Here is a 26,494-nt window from a genome sequence, read left to right as displayed (position 1 = left end):
ATCGTCTAATCAGTTTGTTATCAAGCAATGTGGCTTTATTTAGCTATACGCCAAATCGCCAAGAAACTTGCCAACGCGATTAAAACAATAGAGACATACCACGGTGCAATAATCGCAATGGAGAGGAAAATGGCCATAATGCTGCCAAAAATCCAGCTGCGTTTTTGCTGATGTTCCATTTGTAGACGCATGCTTTGTAATTCATGCAATTGTTTGGAATGCCAAGCCGATTGGTTTTTTAAACCATTTAAACTGTCAATCATTAAACTTGGTAAGTCTTGCGCACCCAGTAACAGGTCGGGAATTTGCTGCCCAATTTCTTTGACATTTTTGACTGGATTCATATTGGCTTTAATCCAATCCGTTAAAATTGGTTTTGCCAGTTTCCAGATATCCAGTTCTGGATATAAGTCTGTGCCCAAGCCTTCAACATGCACCAATGTTTTCAGGAGTAGCATCAATTGCGGTGGAATTTCCAAATGGAAACGACGTGCAATATCCATGACCTGAATCAGAATGCCTGCAAAGTCCAATTCGTGCATCGGTTTAGACACCATTGGCCCGACAGTACGGCGCATTTCACGGGCGAGAGCATCTTGATCTGTGCCCGGTGGAATCCAGCCAGCTTGGTGTACCACTTGAATCAGCTGCATAAAGTTGCTGTTCATCACCGCCAGCAACATACGTGCTACGGTCATTTGGTCATGCTTGGACAGCTCGCCCATAATCGCACAATCTAGCGCAATAAAACGCGGATTATTCGGATTGATGGTTTCCACAAAGACGTTGCCAGGATGCATATCGGCGTGGAAAAAGTTGTCACGGAACACTTGGGTAAAGAAAATCGTGAGGCCTTTTTCTGCCAAATCGGCACGATTCATCCCCAAACGATCAAAGGTTGCCGTGTCGGAAATTGGCACACCTGTAATGCGCTCTGCCACCATCACATCTTTACTGTCCATATAGACTTCAGGCACGTACATCATGCTTGAGCCTGTAAAGTAGTGACGCATGCGGCGGGTGTTATCCGCTTCTAAGGTCAAATCCAGTTCGTTGAGAATAATTTGACGATAGTCCTGAATAATTTCAGATAAATGTAGAGCGCGTGCCGCTTCCAGACGTTTTTCCAGTGCTGCACCGAGCCATTCCAGAATTTCAAAATCTTGTAGAATTTGCTGGCGAATATCGGGACGGGTGACTTTAACGACGACTTCACGACCATCATGCAAGGCAGCGGTATGGACTTGCGCAATGGAGGCTGCTGCTAAAGGTTGCTCATCAAAACGGGCAAACAGGGTGTTGATGTCTGCCTTGAGCGATTGCTGAATTCGCATTTGTGCCACGTCAGAACCGAATGGTTTGACACGGTCTTGTAGCAACACCAATTGCTGTAAAACTTCAGGCGGAATCAGGTCACGACGCGTAGACAGCAATTGCCCAAGTTTAATTGCCAATGGTCCCATTTCTTCTAAAGCTTCTTTGAGCTTCAGCGGGTTTTTACGTTCTTTACTTGACCAAGCCGCAGGGTGCATGCGAATAAAACTGAGCGCATGACGTGCCTTTTCTGGTAGTTCTTCCGCAGGAAACAACGTGTCGAGTCTATAGTGCGCGGCAATGCGCCAAAGTTCGAGTAAACGCGAAACGTGCGGAATCATAAAGACTTATTCCCTAGGGTTGAGTGGAGTTTAAGGTGTCAGAAGCGGTATCTGGCTGTGCATCAAGCTGCGCTTGTAGCTGTTGAATTTTGGCTTCGGCGCGGTCTAAATTTTGTTGAAAAATGCGCGTGTCTTGTTGTAAGTCATCCATTTGCCAGCGTGGGGCAAATAGACCACTGTCTTCTTTTAGGGCATCTTCAGCAAAGAACAAATGGCTGTGTAGACTGCGTTTTAAATGCTTGGGTGCAAGCTGAATTTTGCCAACTTCATGAGCCAAAGCAGGACCAATCCAAGGGCTTAAATGTGCGGCCAAGTCTAGTTCAGCCTGCTGCATAATGCGCTGAATATCTTGTAAAAGATGATAGTCACCTTGTAGGGGAATATTGCCCACTTCATCGGATAGCAACAGTTTGAGCAATTGCACCACATTTTTAACATGCAAAGTGGTCGTTGCGGGGCTGATATTTTGCGCTTGATCAAACGGGCGTTGCTCAAAAATAGAAGGCTGCTCGCTGTGACCTGTTGCAGTAGGTTCTAAACGAACTTTGTTGTCATCAAAAAAGACATCTACAGAAAGCTGTGGCGAATCGAGCACCACACGCAACATTTTGCCGTGTAGTTGGTTGAGCTGGATGCGAGTAATCGCATCCAAATCAATAACATGATGAATCAGTTTCTCAACTGCACCAAGGGCGAGAATTGACCACATTGCGGTACGCCTTAGAGTTTAAAACCACGGTGAACGGCAACAATACCACCAGTCAGGTTGTGGTAATCACAGTTTTGGAAGCCTGCCTGTTCCATCATGCCTTTTAAAGTGCGTTGATCTGGGTGCATACGAATAGATTCAGCCAAGTATTTGTAGCTTTCTGAGTCGTTTGCGACAATTTTACCCATCAATGGCAATGCTGTGAATGAATATAAATCGTAGAGTTTTGAGAACGGTTCAAATACTGGTTTTGAAAATTCTAAAATCAATAAACGACCACCCGGCTTGAGTACGCGGTACATCGCTGCCAAAGCTGCATCTTTATCGGTCACGTTACGTAAACCAAATGAAATAGTCAGTAAGTCAAAGCTGTTGTCTTCAAATGGTTCTAAAGTTTCGGCATTCGCCAACACGAAATCGACATTGGTACAGCCTGCATCAATTAGACGGTCACGGCCAACATTCAGCATAGATTCGTTAATATCTGACAGTACCACATGACCTGTAGGGCCAACTTCACGGCTAAAGACTTTGGCTAAGTCACCCGTACCGCCTGCAATGTCCAGTACGCGCTGACCACGACGTACACCTGACATATTAATCGCAAAGCGTTTCCATAAGCGGTGAATACCAAATGACATTAAGTCGTTCATAATGTCGTATTTGCTTGCAACCGAGTGGAAGACTTCTGCGACTTTCTGGGCTTTATCTTCACTGCTGACGGTTTGGTAGCCGAAGTGTGTGGTTGCACCGACATTGCCTGTGTTGGCACCGCGCGGCAAATTATATTTTGGCACTGAACCCGTAACAGGTGTATCCGTTAATTTTTGTTCTAAAGATTGTTGCTGACCTTGTGGAGCGCCTTGCGGTAGAGGTTCGGTTAAGAATGGACTCACTTTGTCTGTTGGTTGTGCCGACTCGGGAGTAGCGGTAGGCGTTTGATTTTCATTCGACATTGGAGTCACTCCTCAGGATAAAAAGGCTTAAGGCTGCAGTGTATGCATGATGACAGATTCTAAGCACTTGTACAGTAATCATCATGCAATTGTTATGAATAATATACAGAAAAAACCAAAGATAGCGTAAGTGTGCTGAATAAGTGTTGGTTATTTCACACATTGGGATTATGAAAATGGATGTAAATCACCTGCATGTACTTTGGCAATAATTTCCCGTTCTGTGGTAGTAAATTGCTTCACAAATTTCTCTGCGGACTTTAATGGTTTCATGGCTAAAAAGCCATCTTGCATAAACTCATACATAATTTGAAAACTGTATTTTTGCGCCGCGCCTTTACACATTTTAAAAGCGGTATAGACCACAAAAGAGCGCATATATTTATCTAGGTTTTTACCCAGTTCATCCAACATATTTAATTGTTTTAAGCGTGCTTCGCCCTGATCGAGCTTTAAATAAGTCAGACGCATCATCTCATCATTTAAAGGCATATTTTCAGGATAGTCCTGTAGCAATTGTATCGCGACTTGTTCATCTAACTGCACTGCCAAAATCGCCAGACTTACCCCAGAAGTCCCTGTTTTTATTGCATTTTCAGGGATGATTTTTTCAGCTTTGTGTGCATATTTCAGTAGGCGAGCAATTTGACCTGCCAAAGCGTCAAAATCTGGACCGCCATATAAGCGGTTTAAAAAATATTCAGCCATCAAGACATTGTGCTTTTCGGCAAACTGTGTGGCATGGGTGCGTTGCATACGCTGTTTTTGCCATGTTTGAACATCTTGTAAGCGTTGAAAAAGCATAGGATTTTTATGATATTTAAATTGATAATACAGTTCTAACAGCTCATCTAAAGCAGCAAGTTTAGACATAGGGTGTCTCATTATTGAGTTGAATGGGCAAATCTTAATGTGAGTTTGATCTCGTCGCTATGACAAATTACACAGAATTCCAAACGGCAAAGGTCAGTGTGTGAGATTAATCTACAAAAATACGCGAAAAGTTGTTAAAAAATGGGTCGATATTCGTATACTGATCAAAGTCTGTCGCTCATTCTAATATCGTAAATATAGACGAATGATCAGCAGAGCTTAAATAACACAACAATAGGGTAGATGATGTCACAAGCACATACTGAATTTAAACTCATGGAAGAAGAACAACTTTCAGTCGAGCTAATTGAAGCCCAATATGCTTTAAAAAATACCAAAGGTGAAAAAAATGCCAAAAGTTTGCTGATTTTAGTGAGCGGCATTGAATTGGCGGGGAAAGGAGAGTCGGTCAAACAACTTAGGGAATGGGTCGATCCGCGTTATTTAAGGGTAAAAGCCGATGCGCCACACCCGTTTAATCCCAAACAGACACTTTGGCAGCCTTATGCACGTTTTATTCCTGCCGAAGGTCAAATTATGGTGATGTTTGGCAATTGGTATAGTGACTTATTAAGCACAGCCATGCATGTGTCTAAAAAAATTGATGACACCATGTTTGATAACTATGTCGAAAAAATGCGTGCCTATGAAGAAGACTTAAAAAATAACCATGTGGATGTCATTAAAATCTGGTTCGATTTATCGTGGAAATCACTACAAAAACGACTAGATGATATGGAACCGAGCGAAGTGCATTGGCATAAATTGCACGGCTTGGATTGGCGCAATAAAAAGCAATATGACAGCTTGCAAAAGCTGCGCCAACGCTTTACCGATGACTGGATTATGATTGATTGCGAAGATGAAACCATCCGCGATCAACAATTTGCACAGCATATTTTACGTGCTTTAGAGCATTGTCCTGTGCATCCGACCAGTTCGGGCATCACTTGGCAAGCTGCAGAAATTCCAGAAGTTTTGCTTAATCCTGTATCTGAATCGGTCAATGAGGATGACTATAAAGCAGAGTTAAAGAAACTCACGAAAAAAGTGGCAGATGCACTGCGTTTAGATAACCGTAATGTCAGCATTGTTTTTGAAGGAATGGACGCAGCAGGCAAAGGCGGCGCGATTAAACGGATTGTAAAAAAACTGGATCCGCGTGAATACGAAATTTACACCATTAGTGCACCTGAAGCCTTTGAAATCAGTCGTCCTTATTTGTGGCGTTTTTGGACGAAAATTCTGCCTGAAGAAAAAATCAATATTTTTGACCGTTCTTGGTATGGGCGGGTATTGGTAGAACGTGTAGAAGGTTTGATTAGCCCACTGGAATGGCAGCGTTCTTATGACGAAATCAACCGTTTTGAAAAAGACTTAAATGATCATCAAACTGTCGTCATCAAATTTTGGTTAGCCATTAGTAAAGATGAGCAGGAGCTGCGTTTTAAAGCACGTCAGGAAACCGCACATAAGCGTTTTAAAATTACAGATGAAGACTGGCGCAACCGTAGCCGTTGGGATGATTATTTGGTGGCAGCGGCAGATATGCTGCAACGTACCAGTACCGAATATGCACCGTGGCACATCATTCCGAGTAATGACAAAAATGCAGCACGTTTGGAAATTTTAAGAACCATCTTGAAACAATTCAAGGCAGAATAATCTGCCTCGAGGATGCAAAGACTGCGTGTTAAGTTAGCTGAATTTGAGTCTGTTTAGTTTAAAAATTAAGCATTCACAACTTTGGCTTGTTTAAGCTGAATGCTTTTTGCCAGTTTATAGCTTTCTTCAACATGCGTTTCGGCAATTTTTTTCATAATAAAATAACCCAAACCTGCTGCCACCATTTGTCCACCCAATGGAATAAACTTGGTGACTTGTTTGGTGATGTACTTGGCTGCGACATTATTCAGGGATTTTTTTACTGCAGTACGCGCCACGACTAAGCCTGAAAATTCCACACCGCGTTTACGCAATTCGCTCCAGTGGACTTTTCGGGTTTCAGGATCATACACGCTGACTTGCTCAGGAGATAAGCCAAAACGTGCATTAATTTCTGGAATCAGTTGCGACAAGATGCCCACATCAATGACAACGTCTAAGAACGGCACAGGAATGACGGCTGCACCTGCAGAAAAATAGGCACGTTTTTTGACCAGTTCTAGGCATTCTGCACGAATCATTTCCAAGTCTAGGCTTGGATCAATACTGTCTGGAATTGTCTCTCTTTTTATCATAAGTACAACCTTAAAATGGCGGATAATCGTATGCTGTTTGGTAAATTAAACCACTTTATTCAAAGCACTTTTTGAATAAAGTAGGCAATAAAAGTATGCTTGTAAAGTGGCATACACCGTTGTAAGTGTATAGCCAATAATCTTTATTCTTTTGTTGTGCTTGAGGCAAATGATAGATCAACGGCCTTCTAGTACATTTAATACATTCTTATTCAAAATAAATTAAAGGATACCTTATGGCGATTCATGTCATACAAAGCCAACGTATAGAAGTTTTAGTCAATGAAATGCTGAAAACCATACGTCAACCGACATCGAATCCGCTTCAGGTGCTACAAACCCAGCATTTTATTGTGCCTTCAGTGGCAGTAGAAAAGTGGCTGACGGAAAAAATAGCCGAGCAAAAAGGCATTAGTGCCAATACTGAATTTCATCATCGTATTCGTGCCTTTCAATGGGCCGCTTATCAGGCAGTTTTAGACGATAAAGATCGGGTGCGTCAGGCAAATATTCCGCGTATTGTGATGCAATGGCGTGTGTTTTATGACTTACAACCGTGGATACAACACGAACAAAACCCACTTCCTGCCGAGCATGCTTTACATCGTTTGATTCAGCGAATTTATGACAGCGCAGAGCAATTGTCACAGGGTTTAGAAAAGCAGCTCAAAAAGCAAAACATGCTGTATTGGGTGGCAGATAAAGTTTCACGTTTATTTAGCAATTACATGGTTTATCGTGGTTTTTGCCAAAAAGGCTGCGAGGGTGTCTGCCAATGTCAAAGCAATTGGTTAGCGGTTTGGGGACAGCAGAAACGCCTGAACTTAAAGCAGCAAATTTATATCCCTAAAAACTTTGAGAGCGAAGAAGAAAAACAAGCGGCATTGGAAATAGCCGCATTTACTCAAGAGCAAGCCGAAGAATTAGAGCAATGGCAAAGTTGGTTGTGGTTGCATATTTTTCATGCAGATTTTGAAAAAATGCAGGAGATTGATCTGCAATTTTGGCAAGCTTTGGGCGAGCCTGAAAATCCAAATTCGTGTATTAACAAATTACCCAAACAGTTGGTGATTTTTACCTTATTAGACTTGCCGCCAAGTCAATTGTGGTTTATTCGCCGTTTGGCACAGTATATGGATATTTTTATTCTGCATTACAACCCATCGCAAGAATATTGGGCAGACATGGTCGATCCTAAGTGGAAATTAAACATGGATGCGCGAATCAAAAGTCGTTTTATTCGTGAGATGGAAAGTCAAAATAAAACCGTAAGTGATGATGATATTGCTGCATATATCAAAAAATATAATGGCGAATTTAATGCCGATATGCGCGAGTCACATCATCCTTTGCTGACACGCTTTGGTAAACAGGCACGTGATCACTTTTCTTTATTGGCGGCGTTGTCAAGTGGTGATGAAGGCGAGTGGTATGATCTTTTCCCTGAAGAAGAGCCGCAACATTTACTTGGCAAAATTCAATCGGATGTATTGAATTTGGTTGAGCCAGTCGCGCAGGCGTATGACTTAGACCCTGCCGATGAGTCATTGCAAATTCATGTGTGTCATTCAAGTTTACGTCAGCTTGAGGTACTCAAAGATCGTTTAATTGCATGGCTAGGACAAGATGACAGCCGCCAAGCCAGTGATATTTTGGTATTGAGTCCGAAACTCAAAGAACAAGAGTCTTTAATTCGCAGCGTATTTGCTGCACCGCCAAGTGAGCGTGATCTCTATCAGAAAGGACAACAAAAAGCACAGCAGAATCAAGCTACTTTAGGGCATCAACTCAGTCAAGATAGTGTGTATTTGCCTATTCAAATTGCAGGCATCAGCTCTTTAGACATTCATAATGCTTGGCGTGCGGTGGTTGGGCGTATAGCGCTAGTACAAGGACGTTTTAGCTTTGAGGAGTTTGGCGACTGGTTGAGTTTGGCTGCCACACAACAGCGTTATGCCTTGAATTTAAACAACATTGAGCGCATGAATGAGTTGTTGGCCAATGCAGGTTTTAAACGTGGTTTAGATGCCGAGCATTTAAAACGCAGCCTGAGTGCAGATGATCAAGATTATCGGTTCAGCTTAAAGTTTGCTTTAGATCGTTTGGCTTTGGGCGTTGCAGTGCCAGAGCATTGCGTGGTTCAGCACACTTTAAGTTATGCCGATGTGCAAAGTAGCGATTTTGAATTGATTTTTAAACTGGTTCAAATTTATCAGGATTTTGCACAGCGCCGTGATTGGCTAATTCAGCATGAATTGGGGCAAGCCAAAACGGTGGAATATTGGCTTAAACAACTGATGCAAGACCTGAGTGAGTTTCAGGATGCAGGGGTAGATGTGTTGGCATCGGTGTTTAGTTTGGTGCAAAAACATGACCGTATGCTGACCTTAGCCAGTTATTTTGATGTGCAGTCGGGTCAAGATTTGCGTCATTTAAGCTTACCGCTGGATTATATTCTGCAAGAAATTTCAGCCCAGCTCGAAACCCAACTCGAACAAGCCAGTCCATCGGGCGCCATTACCTTTAGCCAAATTGGTGCAATTCGTCCGCTGCCATATAAGTTGATTGTGATGTTGAATTTGGACAATGGCGTGTTCCCAAGTCGTGATCAGCAATTGGCTTTTGATTTGATGCAACTATTAAAACCACAACTGGGAGATCGTTCACGCATTGAGGATGATCAGGGGGCGTTTTTAGACAGTTTATTGTTGGCGCAAGACAGTGTTTGGTTATTTTATAACGGTTTTGATGTCAGCGATGGTGAGGTACGTGATCCATCCGTGCTGGTGCAGGAATTTGTGCAGCATTTGGAATTGATTGTGAAACATCCCGATAGGGCTAGCGATTCACGCTTAAACTTGAACGGTGTCGAGATTCCTGCGCAATTGAAATCTCTTTATCACCTGCATAGTTTGCAACCTTTTGATCAACTGCGTTTTGCCGAAAGCCGTGAAGTTCGCTTTAAAGATCAATGGTATCGGGTTGCCAAACAAATGCAGCAAGAAACCACACCACGCGAAGCATGGTTTGGTGAATATCCATTATTGCCACAAGACGTGGTGGTACTCGACAGTATGCAATGGATTCGAGATGTGTGTTTCCCTGCGCGTGCCTATTTAAAAGCGATTGGGGTCGAAAATTTACAATCCGACACTGCTGCAATGAACCACGAGCCGCTGATTTTAAATGGCTTGGAAAAATATAGTGTGCGTGATTTTTTACTGCAACATGGCGAGCAAGATGCAGAAAGCTTGTTGCAAGATACCTTGCCTGTGGGTAAAACCTTAAATGCCACGTTTCAAACGGGACTGCAAGAACAGCAATATTTACGTGACACACTCCAGCAATTTGCAGACGAGGCAACCACAACAACGCAACAGCTTTGGAAAATGAATCCGCATTTGCATATCCGTATTCAAGTGCCTGAACAGCCGACAAAGCTTTGGTGTAGCGTGGTGGCAGCGAGTGCCAGACCAAGAAAATATGCCGAAGTGTGGTTGGAATATTTGTTTTGGGTGGCCTATCAGAACACAGAACATCAAGATTTAGAGCGGATTGTGGTGTGTAAAGATGCGGTGATTCATTTTGCCAATATCCATGCACAGCAAGCACACGAGTATTTAGCCCAGTGGTTTGAGTTCTGGAAACACGCACAGCAATATCCTGTGTTATTGCCTGCGGCTTTGGTTTTAAAAATGAAAGATAAAAAAGAATTTGAAATTCAGTGGGATGAAGCTCAGTCCGATCAAGTTTTGAATATGGAAAGCTTCGTAAAACATTGGCATGACGGTGCTAGGAGGAGCTTTATTGATGAAAGTGAGAAAAATCACCCAGACTGGTCATTTATTTTTCAAGACAGTGAAACTGAACCGTTGTTGATTGAGGCATTTCAGCAATATAGCCATCGACTGTATCAGCCCATCATTGAAAATTATGAATCTGCGAAAAATCTTCAAAAACAAGGGGAATCTGCGTGAACTCATCTAGCCTATTCCCAATTTGTTATGACCCAATTCAAGAGATGCAATTTAAAGGCTTGCATTGGATTGAAGCATCGGCAGGTACAGGAAAAACCTATACTTTATCTAGTTTGATGGTGCGGATTTTCCTGAAAGATTATTTGCCTAATCAAGTGATTGCGACCACATTTACCCGTGCCGCCGCAGCCGAGCTAAAAAGTCGTATTCGTGCACGCTTGCTTGAAACCCAACAATATATCGACCAGTGTTTAAATCAGTCTTTAGATCAACGCGCCCTTGCAGAGAAAATTGCACAACTACAAGATCCTTTACTCAAAAATGTTCTGCAGGAATATCGCTTAAAACTGGACTATGCCAGTTCACGTTTGAACTTGGTGATTGCACAACTCGATGAATTATTTGTCGGAACGCTGGATAGCTTTAGCCAAAAATTATTGCGTGAATTTTCCTTTGAAAGCGGCAAAATTGAGCGCGCCAATATTACCGACCAAGCATCGGTCTATACTGAACAATTGCTGCATGATGTGCTGCGTGAATGGATTCAAGCACAGCCTCAGCATGTTGTGGACTATATGCTGTTATGTGGGCGGTTGAAATCTGCAGCAGACTATGAGGGGTTGGTCAATACCAGTTTGAATTTTGCATCGGCAGAGATTCAGGGCATAGATCAGGCACAATTGGATGTACAAGATTTAGCAGAGGCGTTGCAGAATTTAGCCAGTATCACCATGACGCAAATTGAAGAATTAAAAGAATATTATGATGGTGAATATAGCTTTAATTTTTCCGATTATGTCGCGGGGAGTGATAAGAAGGGGTTGCAGCCACTATTTACAGTGACTTTGCCAAAACTGATTGAAAAAATTAAGCACAGCCCTTTAGAACATTATTTTAATTCACATCTTGCCGCATTGTTTAATGCGGTCTTTGCACTATATTTGAATCAAGACGGTAAGCTCAGAAAATCTATTTTTAACAAAGCGAAAGCGCCATGTACGCAAGAGGTGCAAGATGCTTTTTTTGATCATCCTGTAATCCGAAAAATTAAAGCAGTTGTGGATGCCAAACTTAATTTTGAGCGTCAAATTGAATTGGTGGATACCAATTTAAAATTCTATTTGGTACAACACGTCAAGCAGCGTTTACCGCAACTTTTACAGCAAAAAGGGGAAACCACTTTTGCCCAACAAATTCGCAGCTTAGCCGAAGCGTTGCAGGGCGAACGTGGGCAGCGTTTTGCGCAGTTTGTGCATACCCGTTATCCACTGATTTTGGTGGATGAGTTTCAGGATACTAACCAAGATCAAGACGACATGCTGGCGCAAATTTGGCGTAATCCGAAGTGGTATGCGCGCGGTTGCATGATTATGGTGGGCGATCCTAAGCAGGCGATTTATGGTTTTCGCGGTGGCGATATGCTGACCTATAACAATGCCCGTGATGACGTGCTGAAAAAGCAAGGTCGCATTTATTCACTCAGACAAAATCATCGTTCAGTGAAAGAGTTGGTCTGTGTGGTGGACGAGCTATTTCAACGCCAACCCGCTTTTGGTGAGAAAGTGATTTATGAACCTGTCATTGCAGGTTCACGTCCTCATCCTGCTTTAATGGATCGGCAACAGGTCAATCCTGCACCGCTGCGTTGGGTGACGGTGGAACATGATCAGGATGAATCCATTCAAATTGCATGGAAAATTCGCGCGTTATTAAATCAAGGTATCGCAGGCGATTTATATTTTGATCATTCTGAAGGCAAAGTTGCTTTGCAAGCTGATGATATTGCCATTTTATCGACCAGTCATCAAAAGCTAGATCAAGCCCAATACGAGCTTGAGCGGATTGGAATTCAGGTCAATAGAAGTAGCCAGCGCAGTGTTTTTACAGGCTTTTTAGCCAAAGATGTGGCGGCAATTTTAACTGCAATTTTACATCCTTATGATGAAGCCAAGGTCAAGCGTGCCTTACTGACACGTTTATTGGGTTATAACCTGCAACAGTTGATTGAACTTGAGCAACAGGGGTTAGGTCAGTTTATTTATGACTTCGACTGCATTCGGGAAATGTGGGTCAATAAAGGCTTTTTAACCGCATGGAATTACTGCCTGAACTTATTTAAAATTTGGGAAAATTTGGTGGCAAAACGCAGTTTTGACAATGAACGGCATGTGGTGAATTTACGCCATTTAACCGAATTGCTGAGTCGTCAAAGTGAACGCCATCAAGGGGCTTACATGCTGTATTACTGGTATTTACAGCAAGTTGAATCACCTGCCAAACGCGATTGGGAAATTGAACGAAAACTTTCTAATGCGGCAGGCGTGAAATTGATGACCATTCACCAGTCCAAAGGCTTGGAGTTTAAAGTGGTCTTTTTGATGTCGGCAGATCAGCCGCCCAAATCTGACAAGTCTGCTTTGGTGTTTGCAACGCAGGAAGAGCAAGGCATTGAGCAACGTATCATTGCCATTAAACATAAAGACATAGATGCCACAGCAATGCAGCAGCACAGTGAGCGCCGTTTGGCAGAGTTGAATCGGCTTTGGTATGTGGCACTCACCCGTGCCAGTTATCGGGTCTATGCGATGCTAAAACAGCCTACGCCTGCAAAAGAAGGTAAAAAAGAGGCTGCACCAAAATCTGCTGGTTTAAATGTCTGGCGTTTACAAGCGCCAAGTTCAGCAGAAATTGCAGCAGCATGGAGCTGTGATGAAGCACCTCTGACACAATTGGCGGCAGCATTACAACTTGAACAAGTGCAAGAAATTAAGATTGAAGCTGCAGATTTTCCGCAGCGTCGCTTTTATCCACGAACCAAAACCAGTTTTAGTGGCTTGGCACAACATTTACCTGCCGCCATGCGTAGCGATACTTTGGCATTGGCAAGCGAGGAGCAGGCTGCTGCTGCCGACGAAATCAATCAGGAACCTGTCGAAACGGAACAGGAAATCGTACAGGTGGCTCAACCGATTGCATGGATCAAAGCTAATTTTCAGCGTGGTACTCAAGCGGGGAGTTTTTTACATAAACTCTTTGAATATATCGACTTTCAAGCCAGTCATGATGACATTTTTGAAGAAGTCAAACGCCGTTTTCATAACGACAAAGAGTTTAATTCAGATGTGTTATTGGTAGATTTGATTGCAAAACTCGACACTGCCAAAGGCAGCGCGACTGTGCAGGAAGCAGATATTTTTGCGCACATGACCGAGTGGCTGAAGGATGTGTTGAATACTCCTTTGCACGATACTTTCCAGCTTTCCGCCTTATCTACTGCACATTATTTATCAGAGTTTCCATTCTATTTGGCGTTGGCAGATCAGCGCTTATTTATTCAAGCAATTCAGCAATTGTTTGAAGATGCGGGACATCCTATTCAAGATTTAAATGAAGCCGCTACTGCGCGTTATCTGACAGGCTCAATTGACTTGGTTTATTTTGATGGGCAGTGTTATCACATTGCCGACTATAAGAGTAATTATTTGGGTGCCGATCAGCGCGATTATGAAAAAACCAACCTTGAACACAACATGACCCAATCGAGTTATTGGTTACAAGCGGCCTTGTATTTGGTGGCGTTGCACCGTTATTTGGGCAGTCGTTTGCAAGATTATGATATTCGGCAACATTTGGGTGGAGCCAGTTATTTGTATTTGCGTGGTATGCAGGGGCAAGCAGGGCAAGGGGTTTGTCATTGGCGGCCAGATGCGGAATTTATTCTGCAACTAGATCAAATATTGGGTTACTTTGAACTTAAAAAATAACGCTAAGTCAGCTTATCGACTTAATAAAACAATTGCTTATCCTGTGGATAACTTTGAGGATAACTGTGTGGAAAACAAGCATATTCACTTAAATTCAGCTCAAACGCCAATGCAGGCGTGGATGGATTACCTATGTCAGCCGCCATTTAGCAATGTCACTTTTGATGCTTCAGCGCAAATTTTGATGCAACAGGTACTCGATGCTATTCAGCAAGGGGATAGCTGTATTCCTGCAACCGCAGAACAAGTGGCGGCATTGCAACATTTGCACATGAACTTGCAGCGTAGCGCTTTAAATCCTGATCCACAAATTGCACCGTTTGTATTTGATGGGCAGCGTTTGTATTTGTATCGCTACTGGAAACTGGAACATCAGGTTGCTAGCGATATTTTACGGATTCAGGCGCAGCCGCCTTTGTCCTTTGAATTACAAGCCGAACAGCTTAATTTATTGCAAGATCCACAGCAGCAAAAAGCGTTACAGACTGCGGCAACTCAAAGTTTAAGTATTATCACTGGTGGGCCAGGTACAGGAAAAACCTATACTTTGGCGCATATTGTTGCGGTGCTTAATCAAGCTTTGCCAAATATTCGGATTGCGATGGCTGCACCAACAGGCAAAGCGGCACAGCGGATGGATGAAGCTTTGCAAAATGCCTTGAATAGTCAAGCTTTACAAATGTTTAATGTCGATGCTTTACGTCAATTACGACCCGTGACTTTGCATCGTTTATTGGGCTTAGGCAATACAGGCAAGCCACGTTTTCACGCTAAACAACCTCTACCTTATGACGTGATTGTGGTCGATGAAGCGTCGATGCTGGATTTAAGCCTGTCACAGATGTTATTGGCTGCCATTCCTGCGCAGGCACGTTTAATTCTGTTGGGCGATGCCAATCAATTGGCTTCAGTCGATGTCGGTACAGTATTGGCCGATTTACAGCAAGTGCCTGAACTCGCAAATAACCGTGTCAATTTAGTGACCACACGTCGTTTTGCTGAAGGTGCAAAAATTGGCGCAATGGCGAAGTTTATTCAGCAAGAACATTCTCCTGCACAGGTTTTGGCTGAGTTTGAACAGCAAGTCGTGGCAGCAGGTGAATTAAAGCCAATTCAATTTAAGCAAGTCGAAATAGATGCCCTACAACTGCAATATTTACCTCAGCAAAATGGGCAAATTTCAGCGGAAAATTTAGCGCATTATTATGATCAGCTGATGTATGGTTATCAGGCTTATGTAGCGGTATTAAAAGCACATACTTTGGGCTTGGAACAATCAAGTACAGCATTTCAAGCGCATGTTGAGAATGTGGTGAATGTATTTGATGATTACCGTATTTTAACCGCAATTCGTCATGGTCATTTGGGTTTACAACAACTGAATTTGCAGATTGAAAAACGCTTATTGCAACAGTTAAAACAAACCAAACATGGCGATTGGTATGCAGGACGCCCCGTCATGATGACCTATAACGATTATCAACTGGGGTTGTCGAATGGTGATATTGGCATCTGTTTTATGCGAGAGCAGAATGATCAGCGCCAGTTTGAAGTATATTTTCCAAGTTTAAATAAGTGGGTGCCTGCAACACGCTTACCTAAAAATATTGAAACCGCATTTGTACTTACTATTCATAAATCGCAAGGTTCTGAATTTACTCATACAGCTGTGGTGTTGGATGCTGCGGCAAAAAACTTGCTGAGTAAGGAGCTGATCTACACTGCCATTACCCGTGCTAAAAAAGTCGTAAGTTTGTTGGTTGATGCGCAAGCTTTGCAGCAAGCTTTGATGATTCGTACCCGTCGCAGCAGTGGTTTATTAGCCAGAATTAATGACGCTTTGGATTGTTAAGTAAAACTGAATAAGAGATGGTTTTGTACGAAATGGCTTACATTGATTCGAGAAATTTGCGCATAGAGATTTCAAGATCTTTTTGAGAAGATGACTTCACATAAAAAGCTCAATAGGGATAGTTGAGCATAATCGCAGAATAATAACGATAAATGTCGAATGACAGCGAACTGACAGGACGTGAGTGAGAAGAGGAAACTTACAGCCGCTAAGCCTTGTAGTTTTGGGAGAGACTACAGGGCTTTTTTATGCCTGTAAGTTTGGGTGATTTGCAAAATGCTGACAATGCTTACCTGTTGTAAGAAAAAGCTTACAAACAGATACGAGAAATACGACTTCTTTCACTTTAGTATTGTGGCAAAATCTACCACACAAGGACGTGAAAGCAAGAACAGGAATGTTCAGAGAATAAGACGCGAAAACGCGCAAATAACCACAATAAACAAGACAATAAGAATAATAAGACAAGAAACTACAGCGCAAAAAACAGCCCGAGCTATGCTCGGGCTGTTTTATTTTAACGGCAAAATATTCCAGTGGATGAAAAGCAGTTGGCAAAATATTACATATTATCAATCATATACAATTGTATATTTATTTTCCTTAGACACTTTATACCTAACATGATGTGTATACCCTTAGCATAAATCATACTTTTATTGGTACATCTCAAAATTAAAAGTGCTTGTTTGTCGTTCTGTTTTGCAATCGGCACGTTTTTGCCTTAAAATAATGCCCTTGCTGTAGTGATGCACGGCAGTCAATTGAGCAATCAATTGATCGGTATCAAATCTTTTTATTAAGCATCTCGGAGAAATCGAATGGCTTTAACAAACGCAGATCGCGCAGAGATCATTGCTAAATTTGCTCGTGCTGAAAACGACACTGGTTCACCAGAAGTTCAAGTAGCACTTTTAACTGCTCAAATCAATGACTTACAAGGTCACTTCAAAGAGCACAAACACGACCACCATAGCCGTCGCGGTCTTATCCGTATGGTTAACCAACGTCGTAAGTTACTTGACTACCTTAAAGGCAAAGATGTGACTCGTTACAGCGCATTGATTGCTGCTTTAGGTTTACGTCGTTAATTCGATTTAAGCTTTTATTTTCGGACTATTGCATGTTGAATGCTGTATTACTGAAAACTAAAGTATATCTAGCCTTGGCTAGATCAGTGGAAGGGGCGAATGATTCGCTCCTTCTTTGTGTTTAAAAATCGTGTTTCATTCGAGTGAGGTCGGCTTCTAAGCTTTGTCATTTACCTAAACAATTGTATTGTGAATGCCAAACCTTAGGGGTCTCCACGAGAATAATTGTTCACAAGAACTAGGAAAAAATAAAACATGTCGATGTTTAATATTATTCGTAAAGAATTCCAATTTGGTCAGCACCAAGTTGTACTTGAAACTGGTCGTGTAGCGCGTCAAGCCAACACGGTAATGATTACTATGGGTGGCGTGACTGTATTGGTTGCAGTGGTTGCTCAACCAACAGCAAAAGCGGGTCAAGATTTCTTCCCACTGACTGTTAACTATCAAGAAAAACAATATGCTGCAGGTCGTATCCCAGGTGGTTATGGTAAGCGTGAAGGCCGTGCTTCTGAAGCAGAAACTTTAATTTCACGTTTAATTGACCGTCCAATTCGTCCGTTGTTCCCAGAAGGTTACTACAACGAAATTCAAGTTACTGCGACTGTTGTATCTTCTGACAAAACCATGGAAGCTGACATTGCTGCAATGTTAGGTACGTCTGCTGCACTTGCAATTGCAGGTACACCGTTCCGTGGCCCAATTGGTGCGGCGCGTGTGGGTTTAATCAACGGCGAATACGTGCTTAACCCGAACTTTGAGCAAATGGCGCAATCTGACCTTGACCTTGTGGTTGCAGGTACAGAATCTGCTGTATTGATGGTTGAGTCTGAAGCAAAAGAACTTTCAGAAGACCAAATGTTAGGCGCAGTGCTTTACGGTCATGACGAAATGCAAATCGCGATTCAAGCGATCAAAGAATTTGCTGCGGCTGCAGGTGCAACTGAGTCAACTTGGACTGCTCCAGAGAAAAACGAAGACCTTCGTGCAAAACTAAAAGAAGCGTTTGAAGCAAAAATTTCTGAAGCGTACACCATTGCGATCAAACAAGACCGTTATGCTGCATTAGATGCACTTCAAGCAGAAGCAGTTGCGCAATTCGTTCCTGAAAATGACGAAACTGGCATTGCAGATGACTTGAACGAACTCTTTGAAGATCTTAAATACCGTACCGTACGTGACAACATCTTGTCTGGTAAACCACGTATTGATGGTCGTGACACCAAAACCGTTCGTACGCTTGACGTACAGGTTGGCGTTCTAGACCGTGCGCACGGTTCTGCATTGTTTACCCGTGGTGAAACTCAGGCTTTGGTTACCACCACTTTAGGTAATACACGTGATGCCTTGATGGTTGATACCTTATCGGGTACTAAAACTGACAACTTCATGTTGCACTACAACTTCCCTGCATATTCAGTAGGTGAAACAGGTCGTGAATCTGGCCCTAAACGTCGTGAAATTGGTCATGGTCGTTTGGCACGTCGTGGTGTGCAAGCAGTTCTTCCTGCAGCAGATCGTTTCCCGTATGTGATTCGTATCGTATCGGACATCACTGAATCAAACGGTTCATCTTCTATGGCGTCTGTTTGTGGTGCATCGTTATCACTTATGGATGCAGGTGTTCCGCTTAAAGCACCAGTTGCAGGTATCGCAATGGGCTTGGTAAAAGAAGGCGAGCGTTTTGCAGTGCTTTCTGACATCTTGGGTGATGAAGACCACCTTGGTGATATGGACTTTAAAGTTGCAGGTTCTGCCAACGGTATTACTGCACTTCAAATGGACATCAAAATTGAAGGTATCACTGAAGAAATCATGGAAGTTGCATTGAACCAAGCTTATGCAGGTCGTATGCACATCTTGAATGCAATGAACCAAGTGATTTCACGTGCACGTCCAGAAATTTCTATGCACGCGCCGACCTTCCAAGTCATCAACATCAACCCAGACAAGATTCGTGATGTAATTGGTAAAGGTGGTGCAACCATCCGTCAAATTACTGAAGAAACTAAAGCCGCAATTGATATTGAAGACAACGGTACAGTGCGCGTATTTGGTGAAACCAAAGCTGCTGCACAAGCTGCTGTTGCAAAAATTCAGGCATTAACTGCTGAAATTGAACCAGGTACAATTTACACAGGTAAAGTCATCCGTATTGTTGAATTCGGTGCTTTCGTAAATATCCTTCCGGGTACTGACGGTCTACTTCACATTTCACAAATCTCGAACGAGCGTATTGCTAACGTAGCAGACGTTCTGAAAGAAGGTCAGGAAGTGAAAGTACAGGTTGCCGATGTAGACAACCGTGGTCGTATCAAATTAACTATGAAAGATATCGAACAAGCGTAATGCTGTGTTGATGATCTGAAATGGTCAAAAAACCCGTATTCAATCTGAATGCGGGTTTTTTTATGCTAAAAATTTTGTTGCATCGTACAAACCATCTTTGTTGTATGAAAAGCGGCATAAATTACAGCATGTATTTGAAAAGAAGCCTGATCCATGCTTAAACTGAGTACATCTTAAAATCTCAAAAAACCGTACAAGAAAACTGAAATAGAGTGCCCGTTCTATGCAAAGTTATTATTTTTATCTGCATACCAATCATAAAACCAATATTTATGTGCAAAAACAGGCAATTGAAGGGCTTGAGCCTGAATTTATCTGGATTGATTGCACCCGTGATGATGTGCTTAACCGTGCAGAACAGTGGCAACAAGAGATTTTTCAGTACAGTCAATTATCGCTCAATGAATATCATGTGCGCGATATTTTAAATATAGAGCATCCATGTGCGTTTGATACTTTAGATGATTATGACTTATTGATTTTCCGTAAACTGATCACACCCGAAGACCGTATTGCAACAGGGCAACAAGTCGGGGAGAAACATGAACGGATTTTTGGACTGGCCACTACGCCGATGAGCTTTATTATGACACCGCAGATTTTGATTAGTGTGCGGGAACAGGGCAATAAAGTCATGGAAAGCTATTTGTCACGTGTAGAAGCTGCAGTGCAGCGCCCGATTGAAGAACAGAATAAAGCGCGCAAATTGGCAGCAACACCACTAGATTTAACATTACGTTTACTGAATTTGGTGGCAGATGATTACTTGGATATTCGTATGCCACTGACCCGCCGTGTGGAATATTGGCAACAAGAATTGCTGCAGGGACATCGCCGTTTTACCCGTTGGCATCAATTGTTGCAAGAAAATATGGCGTTTCAGCAAGTTGAAAATTTATGTGAAGAGCAAATAGAAGCCTTGCAGGAATTGCGTGATGAAATTGTCGATAACTACCCACATTTACGTGGCAAAAAACGTAGTGAACGGCAGGATATTATTTTGGTGCGTTTGGATGATTTGACCAGTCACATTGAACGAATTCAAAAGCATACCATTCGCTTACGCTCTGCAGTGCAAACCGCAATTGATCTGCATTTTTCTGCTATTGCCAACCAGACCAATGAAAACATGCGGATTTTAGCCATCATTACCGCAGTTTTTGCACCTTTGACTTTATTTACAGGGGTGTATGGTATGAACTTTGAGTTTATGCCGGGGCTGAAACACGCACAGGCCTTTTGGATCATGCTTGGGGTAATGGTGATGACTACTTTGTTGTTGCTGTATTATTTTTATCGTAGGCACCTTGTCGGTCTGGGTGAAAAAAGTGTGATTGATATGTTGGCACAGCAACATAATGACCAACCCATGAATTTATTTTGGTTTTTAGACTATGAACCCATTAAGCAAACCGTGAAAGGCACCATTAAAGAAGTTGAAAAACTGACTAAACTTAAATGATCTAGAAGATAAACTTACGGATGTGGTGATGGATTGAGTCCTGCATCCAATGCGGATTCACAAGATAATGTATTGATTTAAAAGTTGTCCACAGACCTCAAAAGTTATCCATAGGACTGATAAGCTTATCCACAGATTGAGCAGGATAGTCAGACATTTAGCTCAAGATGGCAGATTTTTGAACACTAGCTTCAGATTTGAATATGCCATCTTTTTTGCTTTTTGCCTTTTCTTGCTGTGTCCTGCATATCATTGCATTTAGATGTACGGTTTAGACTTGTATGAGCTTTTAAGCTAATTGATCATTTTGCGCTTTAAGCAGCAAGTGATACATTTCATCTTTCAGTCTTAATTTTTTGCGTTTCAGCGCTTCAATGTCATCATTAATCTGATGCACAGGATCAAGCTCTAACTGGCTAATTTCACGGTCTAGCTGTTCGTGATCTTCAAAAATTTTTGAAAAATGTGGATTGCTGTCGCGTAATCCCTGAATTAAATCACGAAACTCAGGAAACATATTTTTAATCTTCTTGTTGCAGTCTTTAGTTTTCATTGTGTAGATCATTCTCATCAAAAAAATTTACGGGCATAGAAAGAAAAACGCTCTAGCAAGGTGATGAATCACACAACTAGAGCGTGAGGATTAACTATGTTGAAAATTCAGATGTTTAACTTCTTTACGTAATTTTTGCACTTCATCAATCAGGTCAAGCATCATGGCGACAGCTGAAAAACTGGCATCAAAATCACGTTGCAGCCGATAGGCTTGGCGTGCACGGTTGATATCTTCACCAAAAAATTGGTGGATACGTTCGGCAGGGCGGGAAGGCAGGATGTCATATTCTAAAAGTTGTAAGACCCATTCAGGGCTTTGCCCACACGCTTCGGCAAATTTTTTTAAATCTAACTGGGTAAATTCTTCAATAATTTCTGTGTGCTGTCCGTCTGAAGTGATTTCACGATATAAAATAGTGGTCATGGCATACTCCTTCTGATCGAATTCAAACGAGTTGGCTCGCCTGAAATGAGGGATTGCTTTACATCAATAATTGGTGGATATCCAATAAGTGATTCTCTTTAATTTAGCCTGTGTACGCTGTAATAGAATCTTTTATTTGTATTCCTTTGGTGAAATTCAGCCAACCCTTTGCTGTGCTCACGCCTGTTATATTGATGTGTCAATTTGGCTTGTGCGTATAGATGTCTTATAGATATTAGTCTATTTTTTATTCAATGCCATCCTTTATTTCAATATTTTGGATTGAACGGTCGTACGGTGTTTAAAAGGATTGTTTCAAAATTTGGTAATAAAAAGGGCTCTTTAAAAAGAACCCTGTAAATCAATATCTTAGTTTTTGGAATTAGTATTTTACCCAAGTCACGCTGCGACCAATCACTGAAACACCTACATAGCCACGTAAGGTGAGGCGCTTACCGTTAGCGCTTAAACGAGCTTTGCCTTTATAAACTTTACCGCCAATTGGGTCTAAAACATGACCTTGGTTAAATTCACGTGGGTTTTTAGCATCTTGTTTAAAGCCCCAAATAAATGGCAAGCCAATAAAAGGTTTATTCTTTAAGTTACCTGGACAATTGCTACAAATCACCATTTTTTCTGCACCCGGAATATTACGGGTTTCCACGATAATGCCTTCATAAGTGCCATCTGGCTTTTTGCGAATTTCGACATCGGCACGTGAATAACCTGTGCGGTCATCAATGGTTTTCCATTTACCGACCAGTAGATCGCTTTCTGCAAAGCCAACACTTGAGAGGGTTGTTAAAACGAAACCCGCAAAAATCCCTCTGAAATTTATTTTCATGAACAGCATCCCCAAAATTGTTATTTTAAAAAATAGAGTAAAAATTCTATTTCGGGTTTTATAGCAAGAATGTAATAAACAAGCAAATTGAGCAGTGTGAGATGTCAGGCAGGAAAAGATATAAGTGTTATGGAGTTGGTAATTTAAATCTAATCATTCCGATAAAAGTGTGCAGAACACAGCTTTTATCGCATTGGTGAGGAATAATATCAGTATTTCACCCACGTCATTTTGCGGCTGGCATTGGTGGCAAGGTCTACATTATAAAGGGTTAAATGTTTGCCATTGCTGCTTAAACGTGCACGAGTTTTATATTGTTTACCTGTGCGCGGGTCTAAATAGTCACCTTCATAAAATTCAATTTGATTGCTTGGCGTAGCTTTTAAGTGACTTAATGGCACAAAACCTAACAGTGGCTTATCTTTATTTTTACCCGTACAGAGTGTGCAATTTTCCAAACGCGGTGCGCCAGGAACCGCACGTAGTTCTATAATCGTAGCGGCATACGCACCTTGTTTATCTTTACTCATGACTACGTCAGACAATGAAAAACCTGTGCGGTAGTCTAATGTTTTCCATTTGCCCAAAAGTGGGTCTGCATTGGCTGCATAAGCTAAACTTGAACAGCAAATCGCGCTGATGAATGCTAAACGAGAAAAGAACAGGGTGTTCATAAAATCAATATCCCAGAGAAGAAGCAGCCTAAAATATATAAAGGCATAAAAAAAATATGGGATTATTTATACCCAATTTACGCGGTATTTTCTAGTAATTGCATGAAAGTTTTGTGAAATTAATCACATGAAAAGTAATAAAATAATAGGTTTTGACGATGGTCATCACGTAAATAAAAAATGAGCAGAATGTACTGCTCATTTTTGATGAATTTTCAGCATTACATCACATATTAATCATGGTATTCGCCATGTAATTTAGCTGAGATGTTCTCCGAATAAACCTAAGGCTTCTTCGGCACTAAAGCTATATTGTGTGCTGCAGAATTGGCAATCCATAGTAATTGGGTTCTGATGTTCCAAAGTTTCACGCACCGCAGCAACGCCAATCTGCATTAAGGCATTGGCACAGCGTTCTTTGGAACAAGTGCAACCAAAACGTAAGGCTTCTACTTCAGGCAAACGCACTTGTTCTTCATTGTACAAACGGTACAAAATTTCATTGACGTCTAAATCAGTCAATTCTTCCGCTTTTAAGGTTTCAGTCAGCATGGTCACACGCGGCCATAAATCTTCATCGACTCGTTGTTGTTCTTCTTCACTGTTACGCGGCAACAATTGAATCAGCAAACCGCCCGCACGTTCAGCATTGCTTGCCAACACAATACGGGTTGGAATTTGTGCCGATAAGTCGTAATACTGCATTAAACATTCAGCTAAATTGGCTTTGTCTAAAGGCACAATACCTTGATAACGCTCACCAAATTCAGGCTCGATATTAATAAACAGTACAGGACTGACCAAACTTTTCAGGACGGTGCTGCTGTCTTCAGCGTTTAAAAAGCGCGGGTCTTGTTCGTAGTCTGCCAACGCACGTACTTCACCCAAATGGTTACATTCCGCCATAGCCCATTTAAATGTGCCAGATGCCTGAATTTGTAAGCTAATACGCCCTTTAATTTTTAGGGTACTGGCCAGTAGGGCAGTGGCGCAAAGCATTTCTCCCAACAATACTTGCACCGCAGGCACATAATCACGTTGTTTTAAAATGGTTTGCAAAGCTTCTTCGAGATGAACTACTTCACCACGAACAGGGCTATCTTCAATAAAAAAGCGTTGGCGTAAATCAGACATAAAATTCTCCATAACCCTGTTTTAATGGTGGCAATATTGTAAAACACAAGTCAGTTTGCTGCATCACGTGTTACATCAATATGACTGCTATGCAAGCCGCGTTTTAAATCGACACCCAAGGGCATTTCACGGTTTTGTGCATCACTTTCAAACAGGTGTTCCAGTTCTGCCAAAGCGTTACGATGGGTTTCATATACTTTTTGTTCATCGGTATAAATGTGCTGCTGTTGTGCCAAGAGTTGTTCATCATAATCACGGAACAACTCAATGCTTTTATAGGCATCTTTTTCATTAATGCCCAAATCGCGCAAAGCCTGATAGGCCATGCCTAAAGAGGATAAATACGTTTCACGCCAAATATAGGTAACGCCTAAATCGCGCAATAAGTGCACATGATGACGATCACGAGCGCGTACCAGTAATTTTAGCGCTGGATAATTCAGGCGAATATGCCGTGCCACGTTCATTGAGTCTTCAATATCATCAATGGCTAGAATAAAGATTTTGGCATGCTCGATGCCTGCGGCACGTAAAATTTCAGGTTGAGTGGCATCGCCATAATAGACTTTACCGCCGTAATTCCGCACAAAATCAATTTTATCCATATTGCTGTCGATGGCAGTAAAGTGCAGATGCTGCAAGTACGCCACACGGGCAATAATTTGTCCAAAACGACCAAAACCCGCAATAATCATGGGGTGATGTGTATCGGGAATTTCGTCATATTCAGGCGATTTTTCACGTTCTAAGCGAGGAATAATTTGACTGCTCATCAACCAATATAAAATTGGGGTCAACACCATCGACAAAGTCACAATTAAGGTCAGTGGTTGCAGCATGGCCTGGCTGAGCACACTTTCACTTTGTGCGACACTGAGCACCACAAAGGCAAACTCACCGCCTTGTGCCAAGCAAGTCGCCAACAACAAACTATTGCGCCAAGAATATTGGAAATAACGGGCAATGGCCGTGAGGCTAATCAGTTTGATGAGCAGGAGCAGCAATGCACCGCCTACAATCAGCCAAGGGGTATTCATTAAGATTGCCAGTTCGGTGCTCATCCCGACGGTCATAAAAAATAAGCCTAGCAATAAGCCTTTGAATGGGGCAATACTGGCTTCTAACTCATGTCTAAATTCGGAATCTGCCAACAATACGCCTGTTAAAAATGCACCTAAGGTGGTGCTAATGCCCAGCACATCCATAATGCTGACCACGCCAAGTACAATGAATAAACCGACAGCAGTGATCAGTTCATGTGCGCCACTTTTAGCCACAAAACGAAAAAATGGACGCATGAGATAACGGCTAAATAAGAACAAACCGCTAAAGGTCGCCATGATTGCAGCAAAATAAGCAATGCCATGATGAGTCGATTCTGCACCTGCTAACATGGGAATGATGGCAATTAAAGGAATGGCGGCAATATCTTGAAACAGCAGAATGGAAAAGGATTGTTGTCCATAACTGCTGTTGAGTTGCTGCTTTTCTTGCAACATTTGTAGCACAAAGGCTGTAGAGGAAAGTGCCAGTGCAAAACCTATCACCACACTTGAGGCAATGCCTTGCTGTAAGGCAAAAAAAGCCAAGATTGCAAGTAGAATACCCGTGATGCCGACCTGTAAACTACCCAAAACAAAAATGGGCTTGCGCATTTCCCACAGCCGTTGTGGACGCAGTTCTAAGCCAATAATAAACATCAGGAACACCACACCATATTCTGCCAGTTCCTGAATATCATCGGGGTCGCTGGCAATATTGAATACGCTAGGCCCTAGCAAAATGCCTGTAAACAAATAGCCCAATACGGTCGCAATACCAAAGCGTTTTAGTAAGGGAACCAAAACCAATGAAGCGCCTAGAAAAATGGTTATTTGTAACAATAAGGACATGTGGTCATCCAAAGTTTAAAGCGGTGGATTATTGAAATAAGTG

Annotated in this window: 18 protein-coding genes; 7 read left to right on the top strand and 11 right to left on the bottom strand. The window is 42.0% G+C overall.

All coding sequences use genetic code 11. The features are described 5' to 3' along the window. Positions 1-35: 35 nt before the first annotated feature. The 4 genes from FTU98_RS00225 to FTU98_RS00210 form a co-directional block, all read right to left on the bottom strand. The gene (locus FTU98_RS00225) at positions 36-1,655 is read right to left on the bottom strand and encodes an AarF/ABC1/UbiB kinase family protein (protein ID WP_096901336.1); all 1,620 of its coding nucleotides are present in this window, start codon (positions 1,653-1,655) and stop codon (positions 36-38) included. A gap of 13 nt (positions 1,656-1,668) precedes the next feature. Next, positions 1,669-2,364 carry an SCP2 domain-containing protein gene (locus tag FTU98_RS00220; protein ID WP_004975904.1) on the bottom strand — a complete coding sequence of 232 codons (696 nt, stop codon included), beginning with the start codon at positions 2,362-2,364 and terminating at the stop codon, positions 1,669-1,671. A gap of 11 nt (positions 2,365-2,375) precedes the next feature. Beyond that, positions 2,376-3,320 (bottom strand): bifunctional demethylmenaquinone methyltransferase/2-methoxy-6-polyprenyl-1,4-benzoquinol methylase UbiE, encoded by a 945-nt coding sequence (gene ubiE / locus FTU98_RS00215; protein WP_004975907.1) that lies wholly within the window; start codon positions 3,318-3,320, stop codon positions 2,376-2,378. Positions 3,321-3,488: 168 nt separating this feature from the next. Then, on the bottom strand, positions 3,489-4,193 hold the full coding sequence (locus FTU98_RS00210) for a hypothetical protein (RefSeq protein WP_180050030.1): 705 nt from the start codon (positions 4,191-4,193) through the stop codon (positions 3,489-3,491). 246 nt (positions 4,194-4,439) lie between these two features. On the opposite strand from FTU98_RS00210, the gene FTU98_RS00205 reads away from it, so the two are divergent. Then, entirely contained in the window at positions 4,440-5,858 is a 1,419-nt protein-coding gene (locus FTU98_RS00205) for a phosphate--AMP phosphotransferase (protein ID WP_180050026.1), read from the top strand. Between the two features lie 65 nt (positions 5,859-5,923). On the opposite strand, the gene FTU98_RS00200 is transcribed toward FTU98_RS00205, so the two are convergent. Continuing rightward, positions 5,924-6,433, bottom strand: coding sequence for a hypothetical protein (locus tag FTU98_RS00200; protein ID WP_004975913.1), 510 nt, complete (start codon positions 6,431-6,433; stop codon positions 5,924-5,926). 236 nt (positions 6,434-6,669) lie between these two features. Between FTU98_RS00200 and FTU98_RS00195 the strand changes: the two genes are divergently transcribed. From FTU98_RS00195 to FTU98_RS00170, 6 genes are all read left to right on the top strand, one after another. After that, positions 6,670-10,410: an exodeoxyribonuclease V subunit gamma gene (locus tag FTU98_RS00195; protein WP_180050023.1), complete on the top strand. Its 3,741-nt coding sequence runs from the start codon at positions 6,670-6,672 to the stop codon at positions 10,408-10,410. A 44-nt stretch (positions 10,411-10,454) separates the two neighbouring features. Then, on the top strand, positions 10,455-14,174 hold the full coding sequence (locus FTU98_RS00190; protein ID WP_180050134.1) for a UvrD-helicase domain-containing protein: 3,720 nt from the start codon (positions 10,455-10,457) through the stop codon (positions 14,172-14,174). Between the two features lie 109 nt (positions 14,175-14,283). Continuing rightward, positions 14,284-16,026 carry an exodeoxyribonuclease V subunit alpha gene (recD, locus tag FTU98_RS00185; RefSeq protein ID WP_218945015.1) on the top strand — a complete coding sequence of 581 codons (1,743 nt, stop codon included), beginning with the start codon at positions 14,284-14,286 and terminating at the stop codon, positions 16,024-16,026. An 821-nt stretch (positions 16,027-16,847) separates the two neighbouring features. Beyond that, positions 16,848-17,117: a 30S ribosomal protein S15 gene (gene rpsO / locus FTU98_RS00180; RefSeq protein WP_004975922.1), complete on the top strand. Its 270-nt coding sequence runs from the start codon at positions 16,848-16,850 to the stop codon at positions 17,115-17,117. A gap of 261 nt (positions 17,118-17,378) precedes the next feature. Continuing rightward, entirely contained in the window at positions 17,379-19,466 is a 2,088-nt protein-coding gene (gene pnp, locus FTU98_RS00175; RefSeq protein ID WP_180050131.1) for a polyribonucleotide nucleotidyltransferase, read from the top strand. A 223-nt stretch (positions 19,467-19,689) separates the two neighbouring features. Beyond that, positions 19,690-20,928 carry a magnesium transporter CorA family protein gene (locus FTU98_RS00170; RefSeq protein ID WP_180008399.1) on the top strand — a complete coding sequence of 413 codons (1,239 nt, stop codon included), beginning with the start codon at positions 19,690-19,692 and terminating at the stop codon, positions 20,926-20,928. Positions 20,929-21,217: 289 nt separating this feature from the next. Here the strand turns inward: FTU98_RS00170 and FTU98_RS00165 are convergent, their stop codons facing one another. The 6 genes from FTU98_RS00165 to FTU98_RS00140 all read right to left on the bottom strand — a co-directional run bounded on the left by FTU98_RS00165 (position 21,218) and on the right by FTU98_RS00140 (position 26,451). After that, positions 21,218-21,481, bottom strand: a complete 264-nt coding sequence (locus FTU98_RS00165; protein WP_131261090.1) for a YdcH family protein — start codon at positions 21,479-21,481, stop codon at positions 21,218-21,220. A gap of 90 nt (positions 21,482-21,571) precedes the next feature. Next, positions 21,572-21,907 carry a chaperone modulator CbpM gene (locus FTU98_RS00160; protein WP_096901332.1) on the bottom strand — a complete coding sequence of 112 codons (336 nt, stop codon included), beginning with the start codon at positions 21,905-21,907 and terminating at the stop codon, positions 21,572-21,574. A 382-nt stretch (positions 21,908-22,289) separates the two neighbouring features. Continuing rightward, a complete protein-coding gene (locus tag FTU98_RS00155; RefSeq protein WP_004975935.1) occupies positions 22,290-22,751 on the bottom strand; it encodes a DUF2147 domain-containing protein in 462 nt (153 codons plus the stop codon). 209 nt (positions 22,752-22,960) lie between these two features. Continuing rightward, complete coding sequence (locus FTU98_RS00150) at positions 22,961-23,425, bottom strand: DUF2147 domain-containing protein (protein WP_004975938.1); 465 nt, start codon at positions 23,423-23,425, stop codon at positions 22,961-22,963. Between the two features lie 258 nt (positions 23,426-23,683). Continuing rightward, positions 23,684-24,559 carry an Hsp33 family molecular chaperone HslO gene (hslO, locus tag FTU98_RS00145; RefSeq protein WP_178866019.1) on the bottom strand — a complete coding sequence of 292 codons (876 nt, stop codon included), beginning with the start codon at positions 24,557-24,559 and terminating at the stop codon, positions 23,684-23,686. 50 nt (positions 24,560-24,609) lie between these two features. Continuing rightward, positions 24,610-26,451, bottom strand: a complete 1,842-nt coding sequence (locus FTU98_RS00140; protein WP_154321101.1) for a monovalent cation:proton antiporter-2 (CPA2) family protein — start codon at positions 26,449-26,451, stop codon at positions 24,610-24,612. Positions 26,452-26,494 lie beyond the last annotated feature (43 nt).

The organism is Acinetobacter sp. YH12211, assembly GCF_013418015.1.
Classification (GTDB): Bacteria; Pseudomonadota; Gammaproteobacteria; order Pseudomonadales; family Moraxellaceae; genus Acinetobacter; species Acinetobacter towneri.
Note: the sequence above shows the minus strand (reverse complement) of the source record. Positions and strands in the feature narration are given on the sequence as shown.